At 32.5% G+C, this 18,280-nt stretch carries 16 protein-coding genes; 10 read left to right on the forward strand and 6 right to left on the reverse strand.

Annotated features, from left to right (window positions below):
- Nucleotides 1-106: 106 nt before the first annotated feature.
- The gene (locus AXG55_RS08300) at nt 107-1,303 is read left to right on the forward strand and encodes a hypothetical protein (RefSeq protein ID WP_148697658.1); all 1,197 of its coding nucleotides are present in this window, start codon (nt 107-109) and stop codon (nt 1,301-1,303) included.
- Here AXG55_RS08300 and dapF read toward each other — a convergent pair.
- Together dapF and AXG55_RS08310 are read right to left on the reverse strand one after the other, a co-directional pair.
- Entirely contained in the window at nt 1,269-2,288 is a 1,020-nt protein-coding gene (gene dapF / locus AXG55_RS08305) for a diaminopimelate epimerase (protein WP_148697659.1), read from the reverse strand. The two genes, AXG55_RS08300 and dapF, sit on opposite strands and share 35 nt — an antisense overlap.
- Before the next feature lie 42 nt (nt 2,289-2,330).
- Nucleotides 2,331-2,612, reverse strand: coding sequence for a 2Fe-2S iron-sulfur cluster-binding protein (locus AXG55_RS08310; RefSeq protein ID WP_148697660.1), 282 nt, complete (start codon nt 2,610-2,612; stop codon nt 2,331-2,333).
- Between the two features lie 153 nt (nt 2,613-2,765).
- On the opposite strand from AXG55_RS08310, the gene AXG55_RS08315 reads away from it, so the two are divergent.
- The 4 genes from AXG55_RS08315 to AXG55_RS08330 all read left to right on the forward strand — a co-directional run bounded on the left by AXG55_RS08315 (nt 2,766) and on the right by AXG55_RS08330 (nt 5,916).
- Nucleotides 2,766-3,569 carry a hypothetical protein gene (locus AXG55_RS08315; RefSeq protein WP_148697661.1) on the forward strand — a complete coding sequence of 268 codons (804 nt, stop codon included), beginning with the start codon at nt 2,766-2,768 and terminating at the stop codon, nt 3,567-3,569.
- 72 nt (nt 3,570-3,641) lie between these two features.
- The gene (locus AXG55_RS08320; RefSeq protein WP_148697662.1) at nt 3,642-4,502 is read left to right on the forward strand and encodes a lysophospholipid acyltransferase family protein; all 861 of its coding nucleotides are present in this window, start codon (nt 3,642-3,644) and stop codon (nt 4,500-4,502) included.
- A 6-nt stretch (nt 4,503-4,508) separates the two neighbouring features.
- Entirely contained in the window at nt 4,509-4,691 is a 183-nt protein-coding gene (locus tag AXG55_RS08325; protein ID WP_148697663.1) for a hypothetical protein, read from the forward strand.
- Between the two features lie 127 nt (nt 4,692-4,818).
- Nucleotides 4,819-5,916, forward strand: a complete 1,098-nt coding sequence (locus AXG55_RS08330; protein WP_233231089.1) for a transposase — start codon at nt 4,819-4,821, stop codon at nt 5,914-5,916.
- Between the two features lie 204 nt (nt 5,917-6,120).
- Here AXG55_RS08330 and AXG55_RS08335 read toward each other — a convergent pair whose 3' ends face one another.
- From AXG55_RS08335 to aspA, 3 genes are all read right to left on the reverse strand, one after another.
- Entirely contained in the window at nt 6,121-6,636 is a 516-nt protein-coding gene (locus AXG55_RS08335; RefSeq protein ID WP_148697664.1) for a GNAT family N-acetyltransferase, read from the reverse strand.
- 195 nt (nt 6,637-6,831) lie between these two features.
- Nucleotides 6,832-8,211 carry a hypothetical protein gene (locus AXG55_RS08340; protein ID WP_148697665.1) on the reverse strand — a complete coding sequence of 460 codons (1,380 nt, stop codon included), beginning with the start codon at nt 8,209-8,211 and terminating at the stop codon, nt 6,832-6,834.
- Between the two features lie 58 nt (nt 8,212-8,269).
- Nucleotides 8,270-10,117 carry an aspartate ammonia-lyase gene (gene aspA, locus AXG55_RS08345; RefSeq protein WP_148697666.1) on the reverse strand — a complete coding sequence of 616 codons (1,848 nt, stop codon included), beginning with the start codon at nt 10,115-10,117 and terminating at the stop codon, nt 8,270-8,272.
- Between the two features lie 142 nt (nt 10,118-10,259).
- Here aspA and AXG55_RS08350 point away from each other — a divergent pair, with 142 nt between their 5' ends.
- From AXG55_RS08350 to AXG55_RS08360, 3 genes are all read left to right on the forward strand, one after another.
- A complete protein-coding gene (locus AXG55_RS08350) occupies nt 10,260-11,243 on the forward strand; it encodes a hypothetical protein (protein ID WP_148697667.1) in 984 nt (327 codons plus the stop codon).
- A 127-nt stretch (nt 11,244-11,370) separates the two neighbouring features.
- Nucleotides 11,371-12,399 (forward strand): rod shape-determining protein, encoded by a 1,029-nt coding sequence (locus AXG55_RS08355; RefSeq protein ID WP_148697668.1) that lies wholly within the window; start codon nt 11,371-11,373, stop codon nt 12,397-12,399.
- A gap of 346 nt (nt 12,400-12,745) precedes the next feature.
- Nucleotides 12,746-13,603, forward strand: a complete 858-nt coding sequence (locus AXG55_RS08360) for a follicular epithelium yolk protein subunit (protein WP_148697669.1) — start codon at nt 12,746-12,748, stop codon at nt 13,601-13,603.
- A gap of 148 nt (nt 13,604-13,751) precedes the next feature.
- Here the strand turns inward: AXG55_RS08360 and AXG55_RS08365 are convergent, their stop codons facing one another.
- Nucleotides 13,752-15,176: an O-fucosyltransferase family protein gene (locus tag AXG55_RS08365; RefSeq protein WP_148697670.1), complete on the reverse strand. Its 1,425-nt coding sequence runs from the start codon at nt 15,174-15,176 to the stop codon at nt 13,752-13,754.
- 332 nt (nt 15,177-15,508) lie between these two features.
- Between AXG55_RS08365 and AXG55_RS08370 the strand changes: the two genes are divergently transcribed.
- Both AXG55_RS08370 and AXG55_RS08375 read left to right on the forward strand, forming a co-directional pair.
- The gene (locus tag AXG55_RS08370) at nt 15,509-16,174 is read left to right on the forward strand and encodes a hypothetical protein (protein WP_148697671.1); all 666 of its coding nucleotides are present in this window, start codon (nt 15,509-15,511) and stop codon (nt 16,172-16,174) included.
- A gap of 73 nt (nt 16,175-16,247) precedes the next feature.
- Nucleotides 16,248-18,254 (forward strand): glycosyltransferase family protein, encoded by a 2,007-nt coding sequence (locus tag AXG55_RS08375; RefSeq protein WP_148697672.1) that lies wholly within the window; start codon nt 16,248-16,250, stop codon nt 18,252-18,254.
- The last annotated feature ends 26 nt before the right edge of the window (nt 18,255-18,280 follow it).

Here is an 18,280-nt window from a genome sequence, read left to right on the forward strand (position 1 = left end):
ATAATGACAAATTTGATGAAAATATGATAATGTCTTCATGCTCAAAAAATTTGAGCCTTATTATTTTATTTTGAAATATCATAAAGCATCAGGGAAAATGAATTTAATGAAAAGAAAAGCTATATTGTTAATTACTAGTTTCGTTTTTTCGTTTGCATTATACTCAATTGGTATGCTATTTCTGCAATATAAAATATCCCATGAAGTTCAAAAAAACTTTAAACAAATTATTAAAAACTCTTCATATATTAAAGACATTGAATTCAGAAGAATTACTTTATCACCTTTGTTTTTTATTAACAAAAAATATGAAATAAATGATGTTTTTTTAACTTTTAACAAATTACACGGCGATATTTTTATTCGAAAAATAACAATCGAAGATTTTATATTAGAAAAATCTAAAATTATTCCCAAATTCGTCAAAGCAGACTGCATAGAGTTTTTGAGTTTGAATAAATTGAAACAGCAAATTATTCAACAACTTCCAGAAATAAACAACTCTACAGAAACTGTAAACTATTTTTTGAACTCCCCTACTGCTTCCTTTAAAGCAGACTATCAATATGGACAATATACTGCTGAGTTTAATATTTTTCTAAACAAAAAAATCATTTTATACACTAGTTATAATTTAAAAAACCTCATCCCCGATGAGGAACAAAATCAAGTGCTTTTAAATCTGAAGTCATTTAAACTAAATCTAGATGACCTTCCTATTGATTCCAAAAAAATGTTCTCAAAAAATGAGGCTTTACACGAAATCTTAGGACAAGAATATAATAATTTATTACTGAACTTAAATATAAACTATCAAAAAACAAATCAAAGTAATGAAGATAAATCATTACTTGAATCAAATATTAGCATTAAAAATATTATCAATATCAAACTCAGTAGCAAATTTTATATTGATAATATTTTAAACCCTGAAAAATCAATTATTCAAGATTCTTATATACAAATATTTGATCAGGACTTTTTAAACAAGTACTTTCAAAAAGAGGCTATTAAAAAAAATACAACTCTTGAAGAAATCAAAAAAAACGCTATTCAACAAAACGAATTTTTACTATTATTTATTGAAAAAACGCCGCTTGAAGCAGCTCTTCATGAGTTTAACAAATATATATTAAATCCAAATAAATTTACCATTAAAATTCATCCCGAACATGCTATCACCTGTGAAATGTTTTATTCGCTTTTTAAAGAAGATTATTTTGGATTGTTACGTTTGTTAAATATAAAATTTAAGGCAAATAGTGACATTATTGATTGGGACGATGAAGTCCATTTCCCTTAAAAACCCAATGTGCAGGCCCCTTTAAAACTCTTTGTGCTGTTTCATCACCTCTATTTAAAGGTTTAGAAATAGAAACCAAACCGCCTGGCATTTGAAAAGAAACATCTGAAACTTCTTGAGAAACAAAACCTGAATATTCTAGGGCAATACGCGCTGCCACAGCACCTGAACCACAACATTGCGTTAATCCCGCTCCTCTTTCGAACACAACCAAATTCCATTGCAATGAATTTTTTTGTTGTAGCGTTATCATTCCAATATTTGCTAAAGGAACTTCTCCTTCCAACGACTTAGATCGCAATTCACCTTGGGCAAATAAGCCAAATTCTTTGAATTCTCTTCGATTAAAATGTTGAAAATTTGGTGAAATAAATATCCAATGCGGATTAGAGAGTTCAACATAAATGGGAGTTAGAAAATCTAAAGTATTTCCAAATTGAGCAAGGGCATTTTCTAAAATTGGCGTAGCTTTTGTATTTACTTCTTTACCCATAGCAACATGAACTGTAGCTGTTATCACGGAATCTAAAGTCGCATTATTTAAAATAGCAAAAGAATTTGTTTGTAAAACAAAGCTTTCATCTGAAGAAATTAAATTCAGATTCTGTGAAAAATGTTTTGGAAATAAACGATAAATAGGTAATTCAGTTTTCCCATCCCATTCTTTATCACGTAATAATTTAAATCCTAAGCAGCGCAAAGCATTGCCACAGGTTCCTGCATAACTGCCATCGGAATTAACAATGAAAATTTTTATTTGATTTAAATTTTCATTGCTTTTATTTTTAGATTTATCTTTGCCTAAATCATAAAAAACAACGCCATCGGCACCAATTCCTTGATTGCGATGACATATATTTTTCACAAAATTTTTAAGTTCGAGTTGACTCTTAAAATTTATTAAAATGGGATGAGGTATAAAAATAAAATCGTTAGATGCGCCATGTAGTTTTTCAAAATCAAATTCGAAATCGGGTTGATCCACAAGACACCTACTTCCTTATGTAATGTGTTAGAAAAACATTATTTATTCAGAAACTTCGATTGTCACATCACCTAAAACTTTACATTGGCAAGCCAAGCGCTCGTCTTCACGTGCTGCCATTGTTTCTAAAAAGTCACGTTCGTGCTCTTCTATCGTGCTTAAATGTTGAGGATTTTCTACAACACGAATCATACAAGCACCACAGGCGCCATCACGACAACCAAATAAAATGCTTGTTTCTTCGGTTTCACACACATCAATGATAGAAGCGCCGTTCTCTACGGTTATATTCTTTTTATCGGTTTTCACTGTTAATACTGGCATGATTCTTCCCTTCTTTTACGACCCCATGGGTTCCGCACATTCCTATCTAAGTTCAAGCTGAATCGCAATATTTACTTTTAAAACAATACGGCCGATAAGGCTACAGAGTTGTTTGCTAAGAGGCTCTATCTATTCAGATGCTCGAAAGATTTTATGGAAATACCTAAGAATATAAAATCACTACTAAAAGCACCAGGACTTAAAAACTCCCCTATGCATAGACTTTGTAGGGTACTCAAAGGTCCGGGATGCTACATTTGTGGTTTATGCGGCAAACGATATAATAATCCTAATGATGCTTGGAGATGTCTCACCAGCAATGGGCTTTCTTTAACATCATTGCCTGTTATTGCTACTAAAAATAACACTCAAACCTATCTTTGCATTCTTTGTGGGAAGACCTACGCAACACAGCCCGATGCCGCTTTATGCGTTATGAGAGACTTGCGTACGGCGCGCTTTCCCAGGGCACTAGGGGAGCATCTCAACTCCTTATTTGCAGGTTTGGCAGAACAAGCAGAAAAAACTCGGCGAGACAAACTTGTGAGCCGTCCTGGAATTTTAGGAAGCCCTCTTCCTAAAAATCAAGCTGCATATAGACCCCCCGAAAAAAAAGGACCGTCGGAGCCGACTCCTTCACTTCCTGAACTGAGCGACGATGACAGTGGCGGCGCCGAGCAAGATCTCATGGTCGCACAAGAGCCCTCTATAGACGCTGCGCCTCCTGAACAAGCCCCTGAAGAACCCGGAACTTCAGGAGATCCCATGGATCATGAGGCCGATATCCTAACGAGACCTGCCGAAATTGAAAAACCCATTTTATATCGCAAACCAGGCCAAAAACCTTTTACCCGTGATAATGCTCAATACCGCTGCTCCGTATGCAATGAGAAGTTCTTCACAAAAATGGAAGTGGAAACCCACTTTGAAGAACACCCCCTTATGGATACTGTGTAGACGAATCCACAATTTATCGCTAAGCTAGCCCATCCAAAAAAACCTTTTTTGGATTTTATTTTGAGGAAAAGTATGTTTTTAAAAGTTTTCTTAAATTGTTTGTCATATTGCTTAAATATTTTAGGTCATAGAGGCATTTACATTTTATCTTTAATTTTAGCAATTCTTATGTTCGATATCCTAAAAATTAGAAGAAAAGTTATTCTAAAAAACTTAAATATTGCTTTCGGAGAAACAAAATCTCTTCAAGAAAAAATAAAAATTGGCAGGAAATCAACAATTAGTTTTTTACAAACAGCACTTGAATTATTTACCGCAAAAAAACTTTTTGCACGAACAAAATTTATATTAAATAACGAAAATATAGCAAACGAATTATTTTCTCAAAATTTGGGAATTTACACACTTTGCATTCATATGGGAAATTGGGAATATCTTTGCCATATTGGTTCCGTTAAGTTTGCTCCCGTGCATGTCGTTGTCAAGCCTATTGGCAAAGGAACATTGGCAAAATGGGTTGAAGATATGCGTTCTTCCATTGGATATCGCCTTATCGACAGAAAATCAGTAGAGACTCCCACAACTCAAATTTTTAATGCTCTCTCAAAACAAGAAGTGATTGGGTTTATTGTCGATCAAAAGCGCCCTAGGGGTGAAGTCGTTCCTTTTTTTGGTAAAGATGCCTCTACAAATAATAGCCTTGCCAAGCTTTGGTTAAGAAAAAAAGCACCTATTATTCCCGTTATTATTAAAAGAACAAAAATAGATACTCATGAAATCACTTTTTTACCTGAATTTAAAATGACAGAAGATAAAAACCTGAGTTTTGAAGAAAATGTCACACAAAATACCATTCAAATGAACCTTCTTGTTGAAGAAATGATACGACAAAACCCTGAAGAATATTTTTGGATGCACAATCGTTGGGAATAATAAATTATGAATTTAAAATTAAATTCAAACAAAAAGAAAATTCATGATTTGCATGCTGCAATTCGTTTTCTTGATAATCTTTACAATGAAATAAATATTGCAAAATCTTTAGAAGAGATTCAAGATCCCCTGATTTTAAAAAAATTACATGAAGTTATTCATACTCTTAAGAATGAGATAGGTTATTAAATTATACTTATGAGGCAATTTAAAAATTCAGTGGATGAGTAATTTTCTTCGCTAGAAAAGCGAAAAGGTGTTTCTTCTGTGTTAATTATAGTTTTGCGTAAACAAATTAATGCAGGAGAAACATTGCATGGATATCACGATTTCTAAATATTGGCAAAGATTTAAAGACAAATTATTTCCGGAACCAGAGATTTATCTTGGTAATCCTACAGAAAGCCATCTTGAGCTGATGCTGATTTTGGATACAATTAAGATTGCTGATTTTTTTAATGATTACGCTTCCTGTCCTGGAAGAGGTCGTCCATCTTTGGATAGAGAATGTTTTGCAAAAGCATTTATTGCAAAATCAGTATTAAATTTACCAACTACAGTTTCATTAATTGATCGATTAAAAGTAGATATTGTTTTGAGAAGAATTTGTGGTTTTATTAACAAAAATAAACTCCCTTGCGAAGCCTCATTTAGCAATGCTTTTAAGGAGTTTTCTAAAACAAAATTGGCTGAAAAAATACATGAAGTAATAATAAAAAAATATCATAAGGGAGTTCTGGTTCACCATATTTCCAGGGATTCAACCGCCATTGAAGTGAGAGAAAAGCCAGAGAAAAAAGAAGCAAAAATTGAATTAAAGAAACGGGCAAGAGGGCGGCCTCGCAAAGGTGAATTCATTCTAAAAAAGGAACCTTCAATTTTAGAAAAGCAAAAAAATAAAAATTTAAATGAAATGCTTTTGGAGTTACCTGTAAATTGCAATATTGGATCTAAAAAAAATTCTAAAGGCTATAGTTATTCATGGATTGGCTATAAATTGCATATCGATACAGGGGATTATGGAATTCCAATAAGCTGTTTATTAACTTCAGCCTCGGTTCATGACAACAATGTTTCTTTACCACTTGAAATGATCACTGGTAATAGAATATCGAGCTTATATACCCTTATGGATTCAGCATATGATTCTAGCATAATAAAAGAAGATATTATTGCGAGAGGAAAAGTTCATGTTATTGAGCATAATCCTCGCAGAGGAGAAAAAATTGAATTCGACCCTCCAAAATCTGAACGCTATAAGTTTAGAGCAGGAGCAGAAAGAACAAATGCGCTTCTAAAAGATAGTTACGGTGGAAATTCAATAATGGTAAAAAGCCCATCTAAAGTAATGTGCCATTTAATGTTTGGTATTATTTGTATTTCAGCGATGCAAATAGCAAGAGCCATAATTTAAATTGATCAAATAAACTCTAAAATACAGATTACTCTTTTAAGAAATTTAGAGGAGTAAATTTATTTGCAATAAATAAGGAACTATTTATAAAAATACATTTATCAAATTTCTTTCAATTTATTTTGCATTATATTTGAACAAAAAAATATTTTTATTCAATTTTGCTAGGGGCATTTTTAGGAATTTTTAAATTGCCTCCTTATTTTATTGAATTTTAATATTCTCTATTTTAGAATCGAGTTTGCTTTCATATATTGCTTTTAAATCTTGCATTACATTTTTTTCAAGATTTTTTGTGAACATTTTTTCGTCTTTTAAATTTAAGTAACCACATTTTATATAAAAATTGTGAGCATCCTCACGCATTAATTTTGAATATAAAAAGATATCCTTAAATCCACAGTTCTTTGTCCAATTTTCGGCATAAGCAAGAAATTTTTTTCCAATACCTAAGCCTCTCATCTTTTCATCAACCATAAGAGCCGAAATTTCGACCTTAAAAGAAGAGACAAGAAGGTAACGAATTTCAAGGTGCATCCAAGCAACCACCGTCTTATCAACGAGAGATTCAGCTACGACAAGATGATGATGAGGTAACTTATTAATTAAAGAAAACCGTTTATCAAAATCGGCAAGATTGTCATGATACCCCATTTGAAGGGTTAAGTCTTTACACCTTAAACAATCAAACTTGTTCATTTCGCGTATGATAATATCCACTTTTATTTTCCAATATTTATAGTAAATAAAGATTCATTAGTACACACACCAAGAAATTTACTTATAAAATTATAATAATATAAATTCCTTGTTACTAAATATAGAACGAAGCAAGAAGAAAATCAACTCACGTTATAAATTGCTACCTTCACATACATTTTCTGGCATTTTTGACTCAAGGCTAAAGAATTACTTTTAAAAGAAAAAAGGTTCTCCGGACATGATATTGGATTTGCCTTTTTCAATGGTCGAATCGGGAAAGAAAAAATGATAGGTATATTTTTCCTGATCAGTAACCAATCTATCCACAATTTGAATTAATATTTTTTCTTTAAGATCTTGCCATGGCATACGCTGATGTTTAACTGAGTTTAAATAATTTTTAAAAATATTAATTTCAGTAATCCGATGTTCCAGTACTTGTCTCACCAAATCAAACCCTTGTAAAGCAACAATACAACGACTCAGCTCATTTTGAATTGCTTTAAATTCCTGCTTTACTTCTTCTAAAGTTTCAATCCATGTTAAATTGGTATAAATATCCATTTTTAATTTTCTACGAATGGATGTGATGTTTTTTTCGGTTAAATTCTTTCCATTAAAAGTTTCAAATGTCTTTTCAAGGACATCGAATTCTCCGTATTTTAGCGTATTGCTACCTAATTCAACACCAACATCTTCTAAACTTTTGGCAATAGGAACGAGTTGATCGGTAAAATTTATGAAAAACTCCATTTGATCAAATATCTCATTTGCAACAGATCTATCGCTCATATATAATGCTTCAAATGTCTGCACCACAGCTTCAAAAGTTGTGCTACTTAAATTAATTCCAATCACAACAGATTTAGAAATGTCATGAATTTGTGGAAGCATAGACATAAGTAAACGTGATTTATAATGAGAAAATTTTGGATCGAGTGTCTTCACACAAAACTCTAAATTTGACACACGTGTACAGATATTTTGCAAAGACTCTTCTATTAAGCGTGAAGTGGAATCCTGTGCTAAGGAGCAAATTTCTAAAATCACCCTTGTAAAACAAGCATATTCATAAAAAAAAGTGCACAGTTCTTCGTTTTCAACACACCATTTTGAGACATAATTTTTTTTAGGAATTTTAAAGTCATTAAAATGAGGACGACATAAATGATGTAAAGATCCGCAAACCTTTTGTCCCTCAGGAAGCTTAACGAAACAACCCTGTGCTTTGCCAAACTCTGCAAGTTTTTCAATAGTCATGGAGTGCTTTTTTTTATCTTGTCCCGGAGAAAATATTTCTACTTGAAAACTTTTAATTCCAATTTTTTTTCCGAACTCAGGCAAAAGAATTAAAATACGATAGATATGAGGCGGAATATTGGAAATTTGCACTGAATTTGTCAGTTTATTGAGGCATTCGTAAAATCGCTGTAATCCCAACCAACTCACCGAATATAGCTGTCCTAAACTGATTTCTTTAGATTTCGAAAAGGTTTCTTTCATAAATTCGAGATCGGTGGAATCGACAAGATGCCCCTTTAGAGTACAAACTCCATTTTCAAAAAGCACTTCAAAATCGTTGTCAATTTCCATCCCCGACCCCTAATATTTTGAAATATCCTAAGGATTTTCGGAGTTCAAAGGAAAATCTTTAACGGGCACTCAGCATGTTTTCAGGTTTTAAAGCTTCTTCCAGTTGCTCCTTCGTAAGCAGCTTATGTTTTAAAACCAAGTTAAAAACACTTTCTCCCGATTCCAAAGCTTCTTTTGCAATCATAGTTGAGTTTTCATAACCAATTAAGGGATTTAATGCCGTAACGAGCCCAATGCTGTGTTCCACTGCGCGACGACACGCTTCACGATTAGCTGTAATTCCTTTTACACAAAGGCGGGTTAATGTCCGCATAGCACGGCTTAACATGTTTACACTTTGGAAAATATTAAAGACCATAACAGGCTCAAAAGCGTTTAGCTGCAACTGCCCCCCTTCCGAACCCATGGTCACCGTTAAATCGTTTCCAATCACCTGAAAAGCAACTTGATTCACCACTTCGGGGATAACAGGGTTTACTTTTCCAGGCATAATACTGGAACCAGGTTGCATGGGCGGCAAATTGATATCGCCAAATCCGCAACGAGGACCGCTGGAAAGCAGGCGCAAATCATTACAAGTTTTGCTTAACTTCACAGCCAAACGTTTTAAAATACCAGAGAACATCACAAAAGCACCCGTATCAGGAGTGGCTTCAATTAAATTAGGAGCAGCAACGACATTCAATCCTGTAATTTCTTTTATTTTTTTAATAGCTGTCGCCGCGTATTTAGGATGCGAATTGATTCCTGTACCAATAGCAGTGCCACCAATACTCAATTCTAAAAACAATTTTGAACCTTCACGCAGACGTTCAATATCTTCGCTCAGCATGACAGAAAAAGCTTCAAATTCTTGACCAAGTGTCATGGGAACAGCATCTTGCAACTGTGTTCGACCCATTTTTATAACATCAGAGAACTCTTTGCCCTTTTCTGAAAGAGTGGCGCATAACTCTTCCAAAGCTTCGACAATGCCAGGAACCGATTGCAAAGCAGCTAAGCGGATGGCTGTAGGATAAGCATCATTAGTCGACTGCCCTAAATTCACATGATTATTAGGATGAATAAAATTGTATTGCCCCTTTTCTTTACCCCAAAGCTCAAGAGCACGGTTGGCAATCACTTCATTGGCATTCATATTCGTCGAAGTGCCTGCCCCTCCTTGAATCATATCTACCAAAAACTGATCATGCCAATGACCCGCAATAATCTCATCACAGGCCATGACGATATGTTCACATATTTCCTTATCTAATATGCCTATTTCACAATTTGCCAATGCGGCGGCTTTTTTTACTTGAGCAAGACCTTTGATAAATATAGGAAAGTCTCTTAAAGTAACACCCGTAATATTAAAGTTTTCAAGGGCACGTAAAGTTTGCACACCATAATAAACTTCATCAGGAAGCTCTCTATCTCCTAAAAGATCGTGTTCATGGCGTTTTTTTCCTGAGCCATAGCCTGAAAACTGCACATTATTATGGCTTGAACCACGAGATAATTTGCTAAAGACATAACTGCCAATATTCAATTGAATTTTACATGAAATTTCTTGATGCTCTTTCATCAGTTTTAAAAAATTTTGCCGAGTAAGAACAATCATTTCTACATTGGTAACAGCAACTGCTTTAGCTTTATGAAGAGTGCCTTCTTGCAATAACGCAGCTTCGCCTAAAAACTGCTTAGGACCGTAAATTGTCGTGGGCTCTTCAAAATCATTGGTTTCGGCAGCAACTTCAATACGCCCTTTAATAATGAGACGGAGCTTGTCTCGTGTCTGCCCCGATGTATAAATGATATCGCCCTTTTTATAGGATATTTTATCAAAGTACTGTGATAGGGTTTTAATTTCTTGTTCAGTGAGGTTAGAAAATAAGGTAAAATGTGGAAAAAACGCTAGATCCATGGCAATAATTCCTCCATATATGGACTTAATTTGTGTTACACCTTATTTATAACGGTGACAATGGGAGGGAAAGTTCCTCAACATTTATCGCTGAAAATGACGCACACTTTTTTATTACGGAAAGGTGAGAGGGCATATAGAATTGGCTTATCGCGAAACTGAAATTCATTATTCCATATGGCTTTATTCAAAGAAGCAGAATCATACGATTTATGTTGTCTTGATTTCTCTCCTATTCCATGTCATAGGCTTTTACACACTTAAACTTATAGAAATTGATATTACAAAATCGCGATCAGATATTGTGCCTCTGAAAGCTCAAAAAGATCCCATTAAATTCCGTTTTACCGACGGACAAACAGGAAATTCTTCTCCAGACACTCATAAAAAAAAGAAAAAAGAAACAGATATCAATATACCTCAAAACAATACAGGCAGTGTGCTGACAGACAACAATCCCAATTCAAAAAGTAAAACCCTTATTCCAGATAAATTTTATTCTCCAGATATGGAAGCACGAAAAAATCCTTTTGTATCGAAACAACTTCCCCAGGAAAAGAAAAAAAACGCTCCCGTTGCCTTGCCCACACACCCCAAAAAAACAGAATCATCGGGAATGGATGCTTTTTTACCCCATTCCAGCTCCTCCTATATTGACAAACTGCGCAAGGACTCCCATAAACAACAACAAATTGAAGGAGATGCTGGAGACATTCCGTTTGAGGGATCCGATCTCACTCCTTACAATAAACCTCGTATTCAAGAACGTTATGCTGTCAAAGATATGAGCTTGTACCAATTTAGCCAAGAATTTAAGAATCGCTTTTCTGGAATTTGGAAATCACAAGAACGCTGGGTGCCACCAAGCTCCCCTCTAAGACCAGGAGATATTGTGTATTATAAACTCTATATAAAAGGAGATGGCTCTCTCCAAAAATTTGAAAATCTTTCGCATAAAACACAACCTGAAAAGGATTTTTCTGCTGTTGATAATATTGTAAACGAAGTCTTTGCAAAGGTGTTTCCCATGACAGTACCCGCTCGCTTTGCACAAATTCTCGTGACAGAGATTGTGGCAATTCAAGTGGTTGGAGCCAATAGTCCTGTCCAATATTCTTTTCAATAGGTTAAAAATTGGTTTCATTTGATAGAATAACGATTCTCAAAGTGATACCTTTTTTATATCGCATTAAATGAAACTTTTGAATGCACTTTAAACTGTTCATTCTCTCCAATTTCCTTAGGGAGGATCCATGTTCGATTGGTTTTTTAGGCTACTTTCCCACGATTTGGCAATTGATTTAGGAACTGCAAACACGTTAGTTTATGTGAAAAACAGAGGAATCGTGGCAAATGAGCCCTCTGTTGTTGCTGTCCAACGAGACTCCCGAGGTCTCCGAACTGTAAAGGCCGTGGGAAGAGCTGCAAAAGAAATGCTCGGAAGAACTCCAGGAACGATTGAAGCCGTTCGTCCTATGAAAGACGGTGTCATTGCCGACTTTGAACTGACTGAAAAAATGCTCAGTTACTTTATTGGCGTGGCACACAACCACCGTTCCCTAGTACGTCCTCGTGCTGTTATTTGTATCCCCTACGGCATAACCGAAGTGGAAAAAAGAGCCGTGCGTGAATCGGCCGAATCCGCCGGATGCTCTTCTGTTTACTTAATTGAAGAACCCATGGCGGCATCCATTGGTGCCGACTTGCCTATCCACGAAGCAAGTGGAAATATGATTGTAGATATTGGTGGGGGAACAACGGAAGTTGCTGTTATTTCTTTGCTTGGTATTGTTTATTCTAAAAGCGTCCGCGTTGGTGGCGATAAAATGGATGAATCCATAGTTAACTATCTAAAGCGCCGCTTTAACGTTTTAATCGGGGAACGAACCGCAGAGCAAATTAAAATTGCCATTGGTTCTGCTTATCCCGAAGAAGAAATCCGCACCATGCAAGTCAAAGGCCGCGACCTCGTTGCCGGTATTCCAAAAACAATCGAAGTCACCAGTGAAGAAATTCGCGAAGCCATGCAAGAACCTGTCAATGCTATTGTCGAAGCTGTTCGCCTCGCTCTTGAAAAAACACCTCCCGAACTCGCTGCCGACATTGTAGACAAAGGTATTGTTCTTGTAGGCGGTGGAGCCTTAATTCGTAATTTAGATGTCTTACTGCGCGAAGAAACAGGCCTTCCTATTGTTGTAGCTGAAAACCCATTAACAGCTGTGGTTTTAGGCTCGGGACGTGTGCTTGATAATCCTGAGCTATTAAGAGAAGTTACTTTTTAATTTAAAATAAGACTCTCCCTAAATTCCTCTCCAAAAAAATCATACTCAATAGCAACTAAATCTTTTTTCATTCCTCCTGCAAATCTAATTTTTATAAAATATATTCCAAAACACTTTCAATAAATAAACACATAACATTAATAAAAAATTAATTATTTCGTAATCATGTTTAAACTATATTTATATTCAGAATAGCATTCATAAAAGAATCTATCTCGATAAGTATTTTAAATTATTAATAACTATTTTCAAAATAAAATCGAAATATTTTTTTAATTGAACTCATTAAAATCAGAAGTAATTATTAAAAAAAATTCCTTATAAATCATCATTGGGAGAATTTCTTATGTCTATTTTATTGTCTGTTATTGCTGGAATGAGTGCGGATCATTCATCTGCATCCGGATCGGGTCAGGAAATTCATATCATTACGGATAAAGAAAGAGAATCATTTGGTATAGGAAATGACCAAGTTTTAAAAAAGGCGGTGGAAGCTTATTTTGGAAAATCTCCTGATGATGTTTATTTAAAAAGTGACACTCCATGGGACGATCTTTATAAAACATACAACTGGTCACAAGTACAGACAAATTATAGAGTAAGAGATGTTCAAATTCTTGAAATAACATCCCAACCAGAAATTCTTGCAAAGAAAACCTTTGAAAATAAAAGTAGCAAGAGTGTTACCTATAATGCTTCTATTTCAGATACCAGAGCAAATACTCTTGAAACTCATTGGTCACAATCCACAAATAAATCTGTTGGATTTTCTATAAAAGCCAGCTTTTCCGTTCCCGGAGTTTTCGGATTTGAGGGAGGCAGCACCTTTAATTTTGATAGCACTTGGGGCGAAGGTGGTTTTCAATCAACCACAACGACTGTGGGCACAACCACAGGTATTATTGTAACCTTAGACCCTGGAGAAAAAGTCGAAGCCCACTTAAATGCCACACGAGGCCATCTGAAAGTGAGAGTCAATTACGATACCTATTTAACCGGCATTACAGCAGTAAATTATGCTCAAACATATAAAGAACATCACTTTTGGGGATTGCCTATTGATAAAGTTCTTAAATCATCAGGAATAAACAACAATCAAATTGTGACTCAGGATCTCAACTTTAGCTACTATTCCGATGCCCATGTGGTCGTTTACGATCAAAAAGGAAGAGAAAAAAGAACAATTAATGCTTCATTTAATTGAAACGAAAAACGAAATAAAAATGTCTCCTATAAATATTTTTAAAATAAGAATTCAATTTTTATAGCAGCAGTTAAAAATTTAATGACTATTTTATTGCAAAATAATTTTTACTACTGTCAATAATACTAACATTTTTATCCTATTAAATTTAATTATCATCATTATCAGGTCTTGCTGGATAAATATTCCATGGATTAAATTGAATCATAGAGTTAGCAACAAAATTCCACTTTCCGTCAACATAGGAATGAGGTAAAGTATAAGGCCTATAAAATGCAGGGATTCCTGTTTCATTTTGATTTTTTTCTGCAGTATCATTTAATAAAGCAGCAGCATTAGAAAAAGTACTTACGGATGTCGCTAAAAAATCGGCTTTTGTTAAGATATAAAAATCAAAAAAGTAAGCATGACCAGAATCTTTACCCTTTAAATACTCTGGATTTAATAAATTTAAAAAATCATTCTCGGTATATACTTTATATTTATTACGAAAATCAGGAAAATGAATATCTAATTTATTCATTACTTGATTCAATCCGTCACTGGCTAAATATATGACAGGATTCCCTAATTTTTCATAGTTATTTTTCACAAAATCAACATATAAATTAAGAGGAGTTTGAACCCCATCATCTCTTCTCATATGTATCGCGAGAATTTTCTTACCATGACTCCGCATTGCAATTAATGCTTTATTAAAATCATTTTGAATTTCAGGTTTTACTTGAAATAAAGTTCGAATATATTCTTTATGTTCTTTATGATGTGAATTATGAAATAAAAAGTACCCTCTAATGTCATGAGAATTAAATGGTGAAATATTTAAATCAGTATATGATTTTGTCAAATTTTCATTATAGTCACAAACAGACCATTCCATATCACTCACAGGTGGTAAATGCAAATTAGCTTTAGCATCAGTCAAATTATAAAAAAAGTTTCCATCCCAAGGTCTTGTTCTCACTTCATAGCCATGTTTAAGAGCATAAACTTTTAAAAATAAATATTGAAATATTTGATTTCCAAAGCGGCCAAAATTTTTGTAATCTCCTATTGTCGAGTTTTGCACGATATTTATATTTTCTAAATAAAAACTTGAATTTTTAAAACTTAAGCTATCTGTCTGTATAAGTTCACCATTTGCATTTATCGAAAGGTAGGTATTATGAAATGTTTTGAAAGCATATAAGCCATTTTCCAATTGAACGGAAATAAAATTTTCCCAACCCGCTGCTGTTGGCATTTTTTCAACCATATTATTATTTGCAGCTGAGACATAGCTTCCATCAGTAGCACTTCTAATTCTATATTGTCCTTCAATGCTGTAAAAACAAAAAAGGGAGTTATCACTTTTAGGAAACTCCTCACGAAAAGAAGTTTTTTCCAAAGATATATATTTATTATTACTCGTTTTAATATAAAAACAGGCATTAGATTTCAGAGCTGTAGGCTGATGACTCAAATTAACTGAATTATGAGTATTTAAAGAATTATCCAAACCATTTACTAAATTTTTATTACAAGATGAAAAAGATAATAAAAAAAACAAACCTAAATAAACTTTAAATTTCATTGAGATAAACCTATTAAGACAGAAAAGAACAAAAAATAGTAAATATAATTTAACCATTTTAAAACAGCTTATCTCTGTACAATTATTTAAAATAAAATTCAACAATTGAAATATTTATTATTACATAATTTTAAAATTTTACAAAAAACATAATGAAAAATAAAAATATTTATATTTTTAAAAATATAATAAAAAATTTAAAAAAAATAAATTTAACTCTTATATAATAATTATTTATTTTTTATTTTTAAATAATTATATTAAATATATTTACAAATTTAATTTAATCAAATAAGAGACACACTCTGTCTATTTTTATAGGAGCTAAAATCATGACAAGTAAATACAGATTTTTATTATCACTAACTGCTTTTTCATTTGTTGGCACGGCTTGTAAGGAATCACCTAAAAATAAAAATATAGATCAAAATGATATCTATCATTCATGGACCTTAAGTAAGGCAACGTGTCAGGACGGTACTGAAAGAAAATTTAATATGACAGATGGTTCAAAAGTGGAATATATTTTTAGTAAAGAAAACAATTCTAAAATCAATATATTTACTAAAGCACTTGAAGATGCAAGTGGCAATTTAAATTTTGTTACTTCAAATATGCCATATGGATCATTTGGTTATAATACCTATAATGCTTCTTTGCCTTTAAATCCAGAATATGGAACCCCTAACAATCCAAATAACTTAGTAAATATATCTATTTCATCAAATGCAATTCTAACAATTACCGATAATAAAATAAATTTTATTCATAATGCAGAAAATCAACTAGAATGGCGCGATTCCGTATATACAGCTCGTAAATTTGCACACAGTATCGATGAAAAAGCACTTTTAAGCACATATAACTTAGATGGTGAATTTGTCAAAACCGATAAAAACACACTTGTAATCAAAGGCACATTTTCAAAAGACTTAGTAAATTGCTCAAATGATCCAAACAATTTTGAATCAGCAGTTTCTTTAACTCTAAGTAAATAATTATTATTAAATAAAAATTGAATTATTTTAGCTAATATTTTTAGCTAAAATATTTTTTATAAAGAATTTTAAAATGTCAAAAAAAATAATAGCAACGTTAATTATTATTTTAATATATTCATGCAATATTAATTCAACTGAATCCGATATTAATTCAATAAAAAACCCAGATATATTTACTGTAGATTTACCTAATCCAGGTAAATTTATAAATAACAATTTATGGATTGAAAATAAATTATTAGACTCTAAAAAACTTTATGAAAAATACAAATCAAAATATAATTCTTATGGTATTTTTCTTGAGTTCGATCAAGAAAATAACATTATAGCTCAAGATAAAAAATCATACCCCTTATTTAAATACAATTCCTTTTTAGAAAAAGAATTATCATTACATTATAATGATTACGATAGAGGTAAAATAGTTGCGGCTTCTTATTATAAAAACATTTACCCCATTATTCAATCAAATCAAAAAATTATAAATTCTTTTGAGTGGTTTTTGTATAGATATTCTAACTATTTAAATATGGAATCAGAAGAAATATTAAAAAAAATAGAAATATATTCTATATTATATCATTTTTTTACAAAGGACTCTCATAATAAAGAAAAATTTATTGCATTTATTCATGACATAAATATTCATTACAAAAATCCGCCAAAATCAGTTCAAAAAATCAAAAAAATTGCTATTATTTCTGGCCCATATGGGGGAGGACACCATTCTACAGCAGAAATAATTAAGAAAACAATTCAAGAAAAAGATAATTATCAATTTTATAGCGTCGATGAATGTAACGACTTTCCAGATACATTATACATTATGACAAGACACCTTCGGAACGAAAGTGAACAGGGCTATCATGCCTGCCGCATTTACAATGACGTCTTTGTTAACGAAGGTAATTTTGAGAAAAATGATTTGCTATATTTATTAAGTTATAAATTAACAGATTATTTACCATATAATCGCTACGGTGAATTATATAAAAAATTAAAAAAAGCAGAAGTTGATATTATTATTTCAACAGTTCACCATATCTCACAAATTACTGCTTTCTCATATATGCTTAAAGTACCTATGAGAATTCTTATAACTGATTATGAATTTCCTCAAAATCAATGGTTTGATTTAAATTTAATAGACTCCAAATTAGTGAAATATTGGATTCCAACAATTGATTATAGAGGCTTCTTTAGAACTATGGTTCATGATAATGACAAAAAAGACAATTGGGAAGCAAAAATTTACAACAGAAGATCTGAAATAATTAAAAGAAAATTATTTCAAAATCATTCACAATTAAAAATTGCAAACATTTTAGATGAGCTTGAAGTATTTGACTATCTCCCCTTTCCTTCATCTCATGATTTCACACCACCGAAAAATGTTTCCGATTCTTTTGAAAGCAGAAAAACTTTAGGTCTGTCTTTAGCAAGCAATAGAAAAGTTATTACAATAGCTATGGGCGGCTCACCTAATGTCCAATCCATGCTAAATTTAGTCAAACAACTTATAAATATTTCAAATCAAATAGACCACAATGTAGAATTTAGTATTCTCACTTCTGGAAAAGAAAATGTGATTGATGAAATTAAAAATCACATATTGCCAATGAATGAATTATTGATATCTGAAGATCAGATGAATACAGAAAGTAATGAAAATATCTTTCCAAATAAAATTACGTTTAAACTTCTTCCTAAACTCAATTATGAATCTGAAATGCCTCATGTTTATAAAAGTTCAGACATTATTATTTCAAAATCAGGGGGTGCTACAACAACTGAAATAATGAATTCTTCAACTCCTTTTATAAGGGGCTTTGGTCTCTATCCTTGGGAAGTTGAAAACGTAAATTTACTCGAAATGATCGGTTTAGCTTATCATGAAAAAGATATTCCAACTAACAGTTCAGAATTCTTACATGAGAATTTAAGTGAATACTTATTATCTCCTTCAAATAGAAAATTAATTCAACAAATTAATTATTTTTTAAATAGACCTAGACCAAAATATCAGTCCCATAAATTTGATGAAATTTATTTATTTAAATATTTAGATGAAATTTAATATTTTTTTATTATTTTTTCTTATAA

The organism is Silvanigrella aquatica (genome assembly GCF_001907975.1).
In the GTDB taxonomy this organism is placed as follows: Bacteria; Bdellovibrionota_B; Oligoflexia; order Silvanigrellales; family Silvanigrellaceae; genus Silvanigrella; species Silvanigrella aquatica.